Source organism: Leptospira sp. GIMC2001, from assembly GCF_028462125.1.
In the GTDB taxonomy this organism is placed as follows: domain Bacteria; phylum Spirochaetota; class Leptospiria; order Leptospirales; family Leptospiraceae.
This window is the reverse complement of the sequence record NZ_CP115468.1, coordinates 2,321,057-2,334,590: the sequence shown is the minus strand read 5'-3', so window position 1 is coordinate 2,334,590 and position 13,534 is coordinate 2,321,057. Positions and strand designations below refer to the sequence as shown.

The following is a 13,534-nucleotide window of genomic DNA, read 5'->3' as shown; positions in this document are numbered from 1 at the left end:
GTGTCGAGCATCCTCATAAGTAAATAAATTTTTGAACAAGAAACAGGAGTAAAACAAATGCAAAATTGGCGATTTATAGTATTGATTTTTATTTTAGCAAACTGTAACATAATTAACCCTTCCGATGACGAGGATCCTTTCGATCTTCTATTTCAACTCAGTATTATCGAAATTTATTCAAGACCGGATAGTCGTGAAATTCAAATAGTAGACATTGCAAGCAGATCATACTATCCTATTTCCAAAAGATTAGATGTCGCATTAAGGGGAATGAAATCACTCAAGTTAAAAGATGGAAGTATACTGTCTGTTGGTGGACTGGGTGGTGGCTCAATTCAAAAATCTGTTTTACGAATAAATTCAGATTGGAATGATTTTGCATATTTAAATAATACTTCCGCTCCTCGAGTGAATCATACATTAACAGAAATCGAAAATGGAGATGTTGTAATCATTGGAGGTACTAAAAGAGAAGATGAAGTAGATATGAAAATTGTTGAGAAATTTATCTTTGCAACGAATGAAATTAGATCCATTGGATCGCTTTTATTTGAAAGGTCTCTGCATCAGTCATTCCTTCTGGACGAAAAAAATATACTAATCATTGGTGGCATAGACTCGAAATCTAGAAAACCAATTGCAGAAATAGAGTTATTTAATCTAGACAGTGGGGCTTCAAGTGTAGTAGGAAATATGTTATTTCCAAGATCTCTTGGGAATGCAGTGAGATTGAATGATCAAATATTCTTATTGGGAGGATCTAATGATGATGCGGGAGAAATTGAGATATTTAACAAAGTAGAACAAATATCTATCGGAACATGGGTTTCTGTCGAATTAGCCAGTTTACCACTAAACTTAGATACGCTTAATGGGCAATTGAATGGAAGTAAATTGGAAATGATTGGGGGATTTACGAACGGAAATGTTAGAAATAATCGTATTATTCGATACGATTTAATAACCGGAGAGTCTAGTGTATCGAATCCATTTCTAGCTTATACGAATCCGTCATGTATTTTTCAGTTTGACAATCGTAATTTTTATATATTTGGTGTAAATGGAAATAGGTTATCAAATACAATTCAAGAATATAATACCGAATCAGAATCGGATGTTGAATTTTTAGCTTTAAGAGAAGGACGTCAGTTTAGTAGTTGTGTTTCGCTAGGAAATGGAAAAATTGCAATCATCGGAGGTTGGTGAAATTATCTTATATGTTTTAGACCTATACTGAGCCTCGTCCAGCACCCAGCTCGATTTTAAATTTTATTTTAATTTTTTACATCATTTTATCAAAAATGGTGCTGGGTGACTGGATAATTAATTGGACATATTGTCTGTTATGTTAGATATTATTTTGATTTGAATGATATAAAGTTTTGCAATTTTAACAAAAACAGGAAGATTAATGTGAGCCTCGCATAAATTAATTCATTGGATACGTTGTCCAATATACTGGAAATATATTTATTTTAAATGACTTAAAGTAATGGAATTGAAACCAAAATAAGGTTGATTTATCGCATAAATATTCGAAAATTATGGATTTCTGAAATATTTTTTGAGATTTAAATTTAGTTCGATCCAGATACAATGAGACAAAAGATTCAATCTAAATTAAAACCTTAAGCAGCTTTTTGATAAGAATAGATATGATAGAGTCCATTCAATACTGGAGTAGCAACTAACTTAGAATCAGGAGGTTTTTCTATCTCGGAAGGTATTGGAGTTTCTTTATTGATTGCGATATGAGTAAATAATAAATTAAAGAATATTATTCCTAGACAGAATAGTTGAATAGATAGAGAATTGAATTATTGAAATTAACATAAATAAACGAAAGTGTAAATATTAACAATGTCTTCATTTGTTGGATTATTAGCCAACGGTGTAGAATGTAGCTGTTAGCCCCTGGTTTTAACCAGGGGTAAAACAGCAGAGAAGATTAATCCTGCGATAGGGATCGACCGAGCGCCCTCGTCGAGGGAGAGCCCGGTTCCTATCTATTTCGGAAAATAGTAGACGAATTGTTATACGAGGATAGTTTAAAGAAATGGATAGGAGATCGCCCAGAAGAAATAAGGTTGAAATGGACATCGCCTATGACAGACTCAGACAGAGACCGAATGCAATCACAACAAGACTGGGTGATGGACATATTGAACAGAGAGTCTCATACGAATATGACAAGAAAGGCAATATATCCAAGATATCTGATCTAATGAATGAAACGAGAAATCAAATATTCGAATATGACAGTATCAACCGAGTTACAAAAGCCATTGGCAAATATGGAGAAGAAACATATTCTTACAACACAAATGGAAACCTCACTAAGCGAGGAAAGTTTAGTCTTCAATACAACAATCCAAGTCATGTTCATGCTGTGACACAAGCAAACTCAACAGAGACTGGTGCAGTCAACTATAGCTACGACTCAATCGGAAACCTAACCAATCGTAACGGAGACATCTACCGATATGACAGCAGATCGAAACTGAGTGAGATCACAACTGCTGGTGGAGATGTATTCACATATTCATACGATCATACAGGGCATAGAATCAAGAAGTATCTAAAGAATGCTGATACAACAACATATAGCTTTGGCAACAACTACGAAATCCACCGATCACCTGGTGTTCCAGAAAAGCATACAATGTATATCACAGGAATAGAGGGAGATATCGTATCGCAATATACAAGACCCGATGCCAATCTACTAAACCAAGTTGCGATCAACGATTCTCTTTCCGCACAAAATGAACAAGATGTTGCCTTTATCATAATCACAGGCTACAACGAAATCAAAAGAGACCTAAGTCTTGTGTGGGAAGGAATCCCAAGCGTTCAGATTCTCCGCTCAGGATATACGGTTGTTGCACCAGTAAAACTATTTCTCTGGATAAGTTTGCTACTCCTTGCAATCTACGCAAGTATTCAAATATCTACTGAAGTGCAAGTCTCTTCAAGATTCGCATCCGCACTCGCCTTGATTCCCTTTCTATTCATCAATATCTACAGTTGCTCACCTGCCTTCTATGGTGGAGCATCTAGTGAGGAAGGAGTTCCGCCTTGGCTACTCGGACTTGGTATACCTGCTGATACACCTAGTGTAAACACAGAACCAGCTAGCTTAGGTGGCGGTGGATCTAGTGGAGTCGGAGGACAGAACACAGCTCGCATACCTGGCATGTTCTTCCTACATCCCGATCATCTTGGTAGCATAACCATGGTAACAGATGGGATGGGTAACGTCTTGGCTGGTGGTGAGATGGGTGGTAAATCTCATATCAGCTACAGACCGTACGGTGAGATATTGAGAACGGATTCCTATGGACCAGATGTATCTAAATACAAATACACAGGGCAAGAAGAAGACAGGGAATCAGGCTTGATGTATTATAAAGCAAGATATTATGACCCTGCTATGGGGAGATTTATACAGGCGGACAGTATGGCGTTTCCAGGGAAAGTTCAAGGTATGAACAGGATGATGTATGTTGAGGGGAATCCGTTGCGATATAATGATCCTAGTGGTAAAAATAAATATATTCACATGTTTAATAGGATCATCGGTCATGCGATGGGCAAAAAATTTGGAGCAAAAGGAATTAATAAAATTGGAAAAAATATATCTACTGGTATTAATCGAGCCGTTCTAAAAGGAAGTATGTGGGCTTCGGATAGACTATCAGTCCGTCGTCATGTTAAATATATTGCAAGAGAAGGATCTGAGAAAATTGGAGGAGATCGAAACGATCGGGTTAAAGAATATACTAGAAACTTTTTACAATCAAAATGGAAATCTCTGGAAGAAAAAGTTTTGTTAGGTCAGAAATTTACTGAAGAAGATTTCAAGATAGACTCAGAAGATTTTTTTGAAGGATTGATTATGTCGGAAATTGAATATCAGGGCAATTTAACAATTGGATCTAATATCGCTGGAGATATAATTACTAATATTAAGGATAATCCTTTAGATATATTTGATTATTATCATAGATTTAGAAAAATTGAAAAACAGCAAAAACAAATTAATAATTTCCAAATGCTATCCAGTTCAAATGAATCATCTACAGTAAATTAACAAATATGGTAAAATACTTGGTTATGATAATCCTATTGCATTGTTCCATTGATGGAAGCAAAGTAAAAGATTCACGAAACTTTCAAAAGGAAAAAGAAAATATTATTAATTTTAAGTTTATCGAATGTGGATTAACGGGTACTGATCAGGAAATAGAATTTCAAGATCGATTACTTATACTTGCACTATTTCCAGAGTCTTCTATTTATGAATTGGGATTTTTGAAGTCGCATATCACAAATAAGGATGCGGAATATTGTTATGAATCCCTTTACAGTGCTCCTTGTGGTTCCAGTAATAGAGAAAGTATAAATAATATTTATTCTGTAAATATACTTTATTGCAATCCTAAAAGTGCTTGCCTTGGTGATAAGCAAAATTTAGGGCAAGGAGAATTATGTATCTCTGGAGAATAAATTTGGTGTCTGACGGTCTACTTAAGTCTGAGGCTCGTCCAGCACCCAGCACCATTTTAAAATTTATTTTATATCATAACGTCAACTAATCAAAAATGGTTGAGGCTCGTAAAAACTAATTCATTGGATATATTGTCTGTTATACTAGATAATTATTCGATTTGAATGACTTAAAGTATTGGAATGAAAACTAAAATCGGGTGATTTATAGGAAAAATGTTCGAAAATTACGGATTTCTGAAATATTTATTAAGATTTAGATATGGTTCGATCCAGATACAATGAGAAAAAAGATTCAATCTAAATTAAAACCTTAAGCAGCTTTTTGATAAGAATAGATATGATAGAGTCCATTCAATACTGGAGTAGCAACTAACTTAGAATCAGGAGGTTTTTCTATCTCGGAAGGTATGGGAATTTCTTTGTTGATTGCGATATGAGTAAATAATAAATTAAAGAATATTATTCCTAGACAGAATATTTGAATGGATAGAGAATAGAATTATTGAAGTTAACGTAAATTAAAGAACGTTAAAATATTAACAATGTCATCATTTGTTGGATTATTAGCCAACGGTGAAGAGTGTAGCTGTTAGCCCCTGGTTTTAACCAGGGGTAAAACAGCAGAAGAGAATAGTTCTGCGATAGGGATGGAAGCGGGGTCAATAAATTGAAGTTAAAGGAAGGTTATGATATTGAATCCAAATAGCAATTTATTGACCGTAGCTGAGAGCCCGACCCAGCAACATTTGTATTGTTTACTCGTAATTTATTTGATACACAAACATTTACAAATGGTGCTGGGATCGCCCAAAAAAAACACAGAAAACGCCTACGATGCAAAAGGACAAGCCATCGTCGAGAAACGTTCTATAGACGATCTGACTCTATTCTTCCAAAGAAGTTACGATGAACTGGGACGAATGAAGACATTCACTTATCCAGAAGGAACAAAGATTGAGAATGTCTACTTACCCTCTGGACAAAGGACTACAATCTTGATTTATGTTCATGATGGAAACTACCCAAACCAACCGATCAGCCTCAATTTTGCACGAAGCGTGCAAAAAGATTTTCTTTTAGCAATGCAATGCATTTGACAGCCTTCTAGTTAAAATTCTAGAATGATGTCTAGATGATTTATATTCAACAATTTTTCATTATTATATTTATATGTTTTTTGGGATTGGCTTGTGCTAGGGAGCGACCAACGCAATCAGAATTTTCTTTAAAAGAAAGGAAAGTGTTCGGGAAACCAGGTGTTACAGATCGTACGGAAATTGAATGGATTCTGAGACTCCTGGCTGAGTCAATCATAGATGAGAACCTAGAACCCGTTCTGATTCATATAAATGAGGAAGAGGGCATCTGGGTTGATCTGAAAGCACATTGGACCAAAAAACAATTTCGTGAAGAATGGAACGAAAAGAACGGATACTTCCAAACTTATTTTTTTTCTACGGAATTGCTGCGGAAACAAAAAAGTAACACGACATCATTATCTGTAAAAGATATTCTACTCAAATCCGAGGGTTTTAGTCTCGACTTTTATTTTGAATCTAAAGAGGAGTGTGAAGTAGATATCATTTTCAATTCATCCAGTCCTTTAGAAGGGGACTTGTCCAATCCTGTATTTCGAAAGATTGGGAATCGATGGTATCTCTATAGATTATTATGACTATTCAAGAACATGAACTTGATGAAGATAGCTTACAAGAAAGGCTGTATATACTCCAGAACTCCGCAAGTGAGATGGGCATCTCCTGCTATGTAATTCTCGAAGGTTGGGCACAGACTGGCAAGGGTCGCATTATCAAGAAATTGATCTATCGCATGGACCCGAAAAAATACAAAGTGTACTCACCTGTCAATACTGAACTCTGGGATTCCAAATATCCGTTTTTATATAAGTATTGGTATCATTTTCCTCCAAAAGGATTTGCTTTTTTTCTTCTTAAGTCTTGGTACTATCGAGTATCTTATGCGATTCGCAAAGGTGATGTAAAAAAGCAAGATATTTCCAATAATCTAAAAACTATAATGAATCTGGAACGAACATTAGCTGAAGATGGAATCTTAATTATCAAATTCTTCCTGGATTTGGGTGAGAAAGATCTTTCTAAGAGATTGAAGAAAGCCAAGAAAGAAGGTAAAACTTGGGAGACAACTCTTGAAGATTTGGACCAAGCTGAGAATTACGAATCCTATAAGAAATTATTTATGAACTATATCCAACTTACAGATCAACCGTATGCACCTTGGATTTTGATTCCTTCCGATGATAATAGTGAAGCGAGACTGAGTGTGATGGTTCAGCTCATCAATCATTTAGAAAAAAAATTGGGCGTAGATTCCAATGAACTATTACAAAAATTGAGATCTGCTGGAGAAACGGAATGAATATGTCACCGAGTTTACACAAAGTAGATCTTAGCCTAACGATCCCAGAGTCTGACTATAAGAAAAAACTCAAAGATCTTCAAGAAAAAGCAAGACAGGTTACCCATGAATGTCAGACACGCGGCAAATCCATTGCAGTAGTATTTGAAGGATGGGATGCAGCGGGCAAAGGTGGAGCGATCCGCAGACTAACAGGTCTTATGGATCCTAGACTTTATGAAGTTCATAATATTTCGGCCCCCGACGCTTCTGAAAAATCCAGAAATTATCTATGGAGATTCTGGAGAAGGATACCTGAGCGCGGAGTGATCGGAATATTCGATCGATCTTGGTATGGTAGAGTAATGGTTGAGCGCGTCGAAGGTTTTGCCACAGAAGCAGAATGGAAGAGAGCCTACAGTGAGATTATCTGGTTTGAAGAATCCTTGGAACAAAATGATGTAAAAGTTATAAAATTCTTTATCCATATCGATAAAGATACTCAGAAAGAACGTTTTGATGCAAGAGCAAATGATCCTCTTAAGAGGTGGAAGCTCACTGATGAAGATTGGAGAAACCGCGATAAATGGGATCTATATGTTGATGCCGTTGAAGAAATGTTAGTCAAAACTCATACTGAATCCTCGCCATGGGTAGTTGTGAGTGGCAACGACAAGCTAACAGCAAGAATTCAAATCTTAGAAGAATTTGTTAAATTTGGCAAAAAAATCTAAATTTTATAAAATTATTTTTTATAAATAAATATGGATAATAAATTTATGAAAGCTGAATTTTTCAATTTTTCTTGAAAATCCCCTCGCCCGGGGCTTAAGCCCCGTCCTTTATCATTCATATCCACAAACAACATTTACCGTTCTCAACCCTCAATAAATTGCAACGAATTTATACGATTTCAATTTATTCAATCTGTGAGAATCCAACACAAATCGAAATATTCGATGATTTAAAATCCCTAAATTGAAGAGTTTTACCACTAAGTCCTCTAAGTGCTCGCAAAGGTTACAGAGGATGGTGTGGTGTTTGAAAGTTGGATCAAAGATGGCGAACATGCCTTGCATAAAATCAGATTGGTGAATCAGGATCTTCAACCTTGAGCGAAGTGCCTGCCTCCGCAGCGACTTTGGCCCATCACCAGCTCCAGCACCATTATCTTTGTTAAATGCATTATTAAATTTTCCTCTATTTTAATTGGAGAATGGTGCTGGATGATGGGAAAACATTCCAAGCTGGCAACTGGGCGAACATGCCTCGCATAAAATCAGATTGGTGAATCAGGATCTTCAACCTTGAGCGGAGCACTTGCATCCGTAAGCGACCTGTCGCGAAGCGAGTCGCGCGGAATGTAAGTGCGTAGCCTTAAAAAGGATTCAATTGAATGAGAAACTCAGCTTGGTTTCTTGCTTTCATATCATCTTTTGAATTTTTTCTGATTCGAAAATCTAAATAGAGATGTTGGTTTTGAAGAAATCCCAAACCAAATCTTTTCTTTTCATTGAATGCAACAGGGCTACAGCCTTTGATTTCATTTGGATTCGTTGGCTTGTGTAAAGGAATCTCCATTATCCATTGGGACTTAGATTGAACAGAATAGTTGTTAGTTGATTTATAATTTCCAGACTCACAGACTTCTCCATCAACCGTCCTCCATTCATAGATAAAATTCCAATCATCTTCAGGAATAGAAATCGGATTGTCAGTCTGATTATCCACCAATAGATACAAAAGCACAACCGATGAATTTGAAATCTGCGATGACGAAAGTGTAAGGTTGAGTCCGTGGAAATTTTCCACTTTTGCTTTGGAGCCAAGATTTAGGCTACCAGGATTTAAGTTCAGATAAATAAAATAGAAGACAAGCAAAAGCAAAAATATATCAATTAAAATGATAATTTGTTTCCAATTTTTTTTTCGAGAAGTTTTCTCTAAACTTTTGAGATGCTCTCGAAATTCTTCTGGTGAACGACTATGGTATCCTTTTGCCATCTTATCCTTTTTTTAAAAAATTGAGTATATCCCACGATGTCGGTGAGATCATATTCATATCTTTCGAGAGGTTCATCAAACTCAAACTATATAAAACAGCATCGCGGATTTCCAATCCTTTTGCAAGAGAAACAGCAAGAATCCCAGTCAAAATATCGCCCGTGCCCATAGTGGAAAGTTTTGGATTCGGATGATCCCAAATTAGAACTTCTGAATCGGGAGATACAAATAGGGACAGACTATCCTTAGCTAGAATGAAAGCATTGAGTTTTTTTGCTAAATTCTGAGTGATTGTCTTACGTTCTGTAAGATCGGAGATGGATGCTCCAGACATTCTTTGCAATTCACCAAAATGTGGTGTGAGAATCCAATTGCCTTCGAATTTTAAACCCGCTTCAATTTCTTTCTCAGTTGGTAGCATTCCAGCATCAAGAATCACCCATCGATGGGAATCTTTTTTGCACCATTCATCTGCCTCAATCAAGACCTTCTCTTTATACTTTGATTGAGGCGTTGTCCCAGGGCCAATCACCATCACTTTGGCTTTGGCAAGAAAGGGATCTTGGTACAATTCATCAGACCAAGGGCTAATCATCAAAGATGGATTGTCTAAGACAGAATTCAAAATATTGGATTTATCGAAAACGATTGCCTTTGCAATCCCACCACCAAGACCAACGAAGGCATTGATGGAAAGAAGAATTGCACCTATCATTCCCTCATCGCCACCAATTGCGACCAAAGATCCACTCGAATATTTATGCCCATGCAAAGACTTGGTATAAAAATCAAAGATCAGATTTCGTTCAATACTTCGAAAAATAAATTGTTGATTGTTGCCTAAATCAGTTTGTAAAAACTCATCGATTGGAAATCCAATCGTTAAGGTTTTTTTACATTCAATGGGAAATCCTAAATTTTCCCATTTAGCAACTCCAATTTCTGCAAGTGAATCAGCTGGAAAATAGATATCCTTCTGCGATTTATTGAGTTCAGCAAATGCAGGCCTGCCCGATACAACATCCATGGAAATTCCAAAGATTAAATTGGATGAATCTTTCCAATTTATGAGATTTAAGAAAAGTTCCTTTAGTTCTTGATCGATCGGAAGTCTCATCCCAGTTCCGAGCAAGCAATCAATGAGAATTGTTTTTTTGCTAATAGATTTTAGATCAGCCAGAAGGTTTTCAATGCTATGAATCGTTACATGCAAATTTTTCAATTTGTTTTTATAGATGAAAGCAGTCTCACTTGTTTTGTCTCCTAAGCAATAGATCGTAAAAGGGATGTTTTCTGTTTTTAAGAAATAGCCTAAAGCGTAACCATCGCCGCCATTATTTCCTCTCCCACATAAGATTGTTATATGGTTATTTGGATCTCTCAGAAGATCTGCATAAGTTTCGAGAAAAGTTTTGGCGGCAATTGCCATAAGAAATTCGGAAGAAAACCCCCAAACATCTTGGGTATATTTATCCAAAATGGAACTGTTTTCATAGCTTAGAACAGTCTCATATTTCATAAGAGATCCCTTTACTCAGCTCAGTGATGTATTAGCGCCATCGATGCAATTCAAGAAACCCAGCCCGAATTCTTATGGAATAGATATTGTCTCTACCATCCGTAAAAGTTTCTCTCCATTGGCCACGAGGTGAAGTAAATACCAATCTTTTGTTGTTGATATGATTGCCTTCTGGGTCATGCACTTGCAATCGAACTGAAGCCCCTGAATCTTCAGTTTCCCAAATGTAAAATTCATCATTTTCTCTGACGCTAAAGAGAATCTCTGCTGGATCTTGGATTTCTTTTATAGAAACTGTCTGTGTAGGTTTATCAAAGTCAATTTTGTAGATCCTACGAAATTTGAATCGGTTGTCTCCCTTAGAATAATAGCTAATCGATGCGAGTGCATATTCGCCTGCAGGTTGTGGATAGATTTTATCTAGGCTAATTACATACTCATTGGATATTCCAGATTTGAAAATATCCAAACTCCCTTCACGGATTTCTGATTTCAATTCTTCATCCTGATAATAACTCAATCTCATCTCTTCTGCAATTTTATGGTAAACAAATAATTTACCTGAGTCAGTTGCTTGAATGAATTCTATATATCGAAAAGGCTCAGTATTTTTTCCGGACGCACCAATTACAGATTTAATTTCTCCACGCGAATTCATCTTAATGATATAACTAGGAAGTGGAGACTGGCCGGACGTCTCAAATGAGCCACTGTATTTTTTGAACAGATTGTCCTGTTCTTTGGTTCCGTCCAATCCTTCTTTATTGCCAAATCGATTTTGGATATAGAGATTCTGATTGGAATCTAAGGTTATGAGTCCTAAAGTTCCAAAACGATATTTGGATAGATTCACTCCTGCAATCGGTGGAGTTTCCATACTTCCAATAATAGTTTCCAGTTCACCTTGCGAATCAAATCCTTTGATTATTGATCTTTTCGTATCAGTAAGATAAGCCGTTCCCGATTGAAAAGGTATTGTAAGTGGCAGGTTCGTTAGAACATTATTGACAACCTCAACTTGTAAATTACTGGTTTCAGAACCAATTTGGATCTTAGTGATAAGATCGGGCTTTAGAACATCTACTTTGAATTGAATGCAACCAAGGAAAAGAGAAAGAAATGAGCTAATCAGAATCGTAAATTTCATATTTACAGCATTGATCCTTTTTTTTGCTTTACAGCACAACCAAGTTTTCTTATATTGGAAAACTGATACCTGAAAAACATTCAGGTCGCACAATATTTGGCTATCAGCGAAGAACAGATCAGGGATATTCTGGGAGAAATTTTAGTTCATCCCCTTGCACTTTTTTCTTTTAAGATCAAGACGTCATCCTTATCTATGATTATGGAAGTGGTTTTGGATCATCTGGAGAATCAATATGGTTCTGTCAGTGTCCAGGATTGTGAGGAAGTTTCCAGAGAGTTGAATAAACGAATGGAAATTCTGGATCCAGAAGCGGACTATCAGCTTACTGTCCAATCGGCAGGAGCAGAGAGGACACTTCGTATTCCAGGCGACCTCCATCGCTTCCAAGGACTCCTTGCGAGTTTGGAGATTCTGAATGAGGAGTCCAAATCTACGTTGGGGGTATATAAGATTTTAGAAGTAAAGGATGACAAGATTCGGCTAGAACCATTTCATGGGAAGGGTAAGAAAAAGAAAGACTCTTCAGGAATATGGGAAACCGATATTGGAAAGGTAACGAAAGGAAAACTTTATCTACATATCTAGTATTATGGCAACAAAACAGGCTACAAAAGAAATCGGTTTAATAGAAGCAGTCCAGCAATTTTGCCAGGACAAAGCTTTGGACAAAGATGCTGTGATGTCAATCATCCAGGAATCTCTTGTCATCGCGTATAGGAAGAAATTAGGGTTGGAACCCGATGATGAGTCAGCAATTCACGTAGAATTGTCGAATGAGAAATCAGGTGACGTCTTTATAACTATAGAAAAGAAAATAGTGGAAACTCCAAAAGAGGATCATCCACTCGAGATATCATTGATTGACGCTCAAGCAATTGATCCTAACGCCCAGTTAGGTGGCATTGTTTTGGTTCGCGAAAAGCCAATGGATCTATCTCGAATCATTTCCAGTCAAGCTAAGCAGATGGTTTTCCAAAGGCTTAGAGATATGGAGAAAGAAATTCTCTTCGAAGAATACAAAGCCAAAGAAGGTGAGCTTACTCACGGATATTTCCAGAGATGGAAAAGAGATCTGATGCTGATCGATTTGGGTAAAATTGAAGGCATTATGCCTAAGCGCGAGCAGAACCCAGGTGAGAAATACCGACAAGGTGATAGAATGAAAGCTATCATCCAGAAGGTGGAATTGCGTCCGAAAGAACCAATTCCAGTCATTACATTATCTCGAGCTTCTGGGGACTTTGTTAAGAAATTATTTGAAATGGAAATTCCTGAGATCTACGACGGGATTGTCGAGATCAAAGATGTAGCAAGGATTCCTTCTATTCGTACAAAAGTGGTTGTTTACACTAACAAAACCGATATTGATCCAGTTGGAGCTTGTGTCGGAATGAAAGGTGTAAGGATTCAATCCATTGTTCGAGAATTGGGAAATGAACGAGTGGATATTGTGCAGTATTCTGATGATCCTGCAGCATTTATTTCCAACGCAATTTCTCCAGCCAAACCAATTGAAGTTCATGCGGATCGTAAAAGGGGAGATGCACTTGTCATCGTAGCCGAAGATTCCTTGTCACTTGCGATTGGAATCAACGGATCCAATGTAAAACTAGCATCCCAATTGAGCGGATTCAAGATTGATATAAAAACAGTCAGCCAATACAACCAAGAACTTGCTTCACCCGAGGCAAGAGAAAAGCTCGATCGTCTTTTTAATGCGCAAGCTCAAGCTGAGTCGGAAGAGACAACGGACGATGATGAAGATATGACTTCTCTTTCCGAGATACCAGGACTTACTCCTCGTATCATCGACCTAATGGAAGCCGGCGGAATCATGGATGTGGAGACTTTAATAGAGATCAGTCCAGAGGACTTGGCTTCCATTCCGGGAATTGGACCAACTACTGCAGAGCATATACTTCGGTTATTGCAAGAGTCAGTGGAGTGGGTTGAAGAGTAGTAGGAGTCATTTA

General features: G+C 37.0%; 12 protein-coding genes. 9 read left to right on the top strand and 3 right to left on the bottom strand.

Going from position 1 to position 13,534, the window contains the following annotated elements:
• Positions 1-57: 57 nt before the first annotated feature.
• The 7 genes from O4O04_RS12335 (at position 58) to O4O04_RS12300 (ending at position 7,622) form a co-directional block, all read left to right on the top strand.
• Complete coding sequence (locus O4O04_RS12335; RefSeq protein ID WP_272532026.1) at positions 58-1,206, top strand: Kelch repeat-containing protein; 1,149 nt, start codon at positions 58-60, stop codon at positions 1,204-1,206.
• Between the two features lie 850 nt (positions 1,207-2,056).
• Positions 2,057-4,093 carry an RHS repeat domain-containing protein gene (locus O4O04_RS12325; protein ID WP_272532025.1) on the top strand — a complete coding sequence of 679 codons (2,037 nt, stop codon included), beginning with the start codon at positions 2,057-2,059 and terminating at the stop codon, positions 4,091-4,093.
• Positions 4,094-4,116: 23 nt separating this feature from the next.
• Positions 4,117-4,509 (top strand): hypothetical protein, encoded by a 393-nt coding sequence (locus O4O04_RS12320; protein ID WP_272532024.1) that lies wholly within the window; start codon positions 4,117-4,119, stop codon positions 4,507-4,509.
• A gap of 689 nt (positions 4,510-5,198) precedes the next feature.
• The gene (locus O4O04_RS12315) at positions 5,199-5,609 is read left to right on the top strand and encodes a hypothetical protein (protein WP_272532023.1); all 411 of its coding nucleotides are present in this window, start codon (positions 5,199-5,201) and stop codon (positions 5,607-5,609) included.
• A gap of 35 nt (positions 5,610-5,644) precedes the next feature.
• Positions 5,645-6,187 carry a hypothetical protein gene (locus O4O04_RS12310; RefSeq protein WP_272532021.1) on the top strand — a complete coding sequence of 181 codons (543 nt, stop codon included), beginning with the start codon at positions 5,645-5,647 and terminating at the stop codon, positions 6,185-6,187.
• Complete coding sequence (locus tag O4O04_RS12305) at positions 6,184-6,909, top strand: polyphosphate kinase 2 family protein (protein ID WP_272532019.1); 726 nt, start codon at positions 6,184-6,186, stop codon at positions 6,907-6,909. The genes O4O04_RS12310 and O4O04_RS12305 overlap by 4 nt, the downstream gene beginning before the upstream one ends.
• Entirely contained in the window at positions 6,906-7,622 is a 717-nt protein-coding gene (locus tag O4O04_RS12300; protein ID WP_272532018.1) for a UDP-galactose-lipid carrier transferase, read from the top strand. The genes O4O04_RS12305 and O4O04_RS12300 overlap by 4 nt, the downstream gene beginning before the upstream one ends.
• 643 nt (positions 7,623-8,265) lie before the next feature.
• Here O4O04_RS12300 and O4O04_RS12295 read toward each other — a convergent pair.
• From O4O04_RS12295 to O4O04_RS12285, 3 genes are read right to left on the bottom strand one after another with little or no spacing between them, the layout of a single operon-like run.
• Complete coding sequence (locus O4O04_RS12295; RefSeq protein WP_272532016.1) at positions 8,266-8,892, bottom strand: hypothetical protein; 627 nt, start codon at positions 8,890-8,892, stop codon at positions 8,266-8,268.
• 1 nt (position 8,893) lies between these two features.
• Entirely contained in the window at positions 8,894-10,411 is a 1,518-nt protein-coding gene (locus O4O04_RS12290; RefSeq protein WP_272532014.1) for a bifunctional ADP-dependent NAD(P)H-hydrate dehydratase/NAD(P)H-hydrate epimerase, read from the bottom strand.
• A gap of 31 nt (positions 10,412-10,442) precedes the next feature.
• Complete coding sequence (locus O4O04_RS12285) at positions 10,443-11,558, bottom strand: LIC_12708 family protein (RefSeq protein ID WP_272532012.1); 1,116 nt, start codon at positions 11,556-11,558, stop codon at positions 10,443-10,445.
• A 96-nt stretch (positions 11,559-11,654) separates the two neighbouring features.
• On the opposite strand from O4O04_RS12285, the gene rimP reads away from it, so the two are divergent.
• Entirely contained in the window at positions 11,655-12,146 is a 492-nt protein-coding gene (gene rimP / locus O4O04_RS12280; RefSeq protein ID WP_272532010.1) for a ribosome maturation factor RimP, read from the top strand.
• A gap of 4 nt (positions 12,147-12,150) precedes the next feature.
• Positions 12,151-13,521 carry a transcription termination factor NusA gene (gene nusA, locus O4O04_RS12275; RefSeq protein ID WP_272532009.1) on the top strand — a complete coding sequence of 457 codons (1,371 nt, stop codon included), beginning with the start codon at positions 12,151-12,153 and terminating at the stop codon, positions 13,519-13,521.
• Positions 13,522-13,534: the final 13 nt, after the last annotated feature.

Coding starts and splice junctions, on each gene's coding strand:
- O4O04_RS12335 (WP_272532026.1), top strand. CDS start 58: ATGCAAAATTGGCGATTTATAGTATTGATTTTTATTTTAGCAAACTGT.
- O4O04_RS12325 (WP_272532025.1), top strand. CDS start 2,057: ATGGATAGGAGATCGCCCAGAAGAAATAAGGTTGAAATGGACATCGCC.
- O4O04_RS12320 (WP_272532024.1), top strand. CDS start 4,117: ATGATAATCCTATTGCATTGTTCCATTGATGGAAGCAAAGTAAAAGAT.
- O4O04_RS12315 (WP_272532023.1), top strand. CDS start 5,199: ATGATATTGAATCCAAATAGCAATTTATTGACCGTAGCTGAGAGCCCG.
- O4O04_RS12310 (WP_272532021.1), top strand. CDS start 5,645: ATGATTTATATTCAACAATTTTTCATTATTATATTTATATGTTTTTTG.
- O4O04_RS12305 (WP_272532019.1), top strand. CDS start 6,184: ATGACTATTCAAGAACATGAACTTGATGAAGATAGCTTACAAGAAAGG.
- O4O04_RS12300 (WP_272532018.1), top strand. CDS start 6,906: ATGAATATGTCACCGAGTTTACACAAAGTAGATCTTAGCCTAACGATC.
- O4O04_RS12295 (WP_272532016.1), bottom strand. CDS start 8,892: ATGGCAAAAGGATACCATAGTCGTTCACCAGAAGAATTTCGAGAGCAT.
- O4O04_RS12290 (WP_272532014.1), bottom strand. CDS start 10,411: ATGAAATATGAGACTGTTCTAAGCTATGAAAACAGTTCCATTTTGGAT.
- O4O04_RS12285 (WP_272532012.1), bottom strand. CDS start 11,558: ATGAAATTTACGATTCTGATTAGCTCATTTCTTTCTCTTTTCCTTGGT.
- nusA (WP_272532009.1), top strand. CDS start 12,151: ATGGCAACAAAACAGGCTACAAAAGAAATCGGTTTAATAGAAGCAGTC.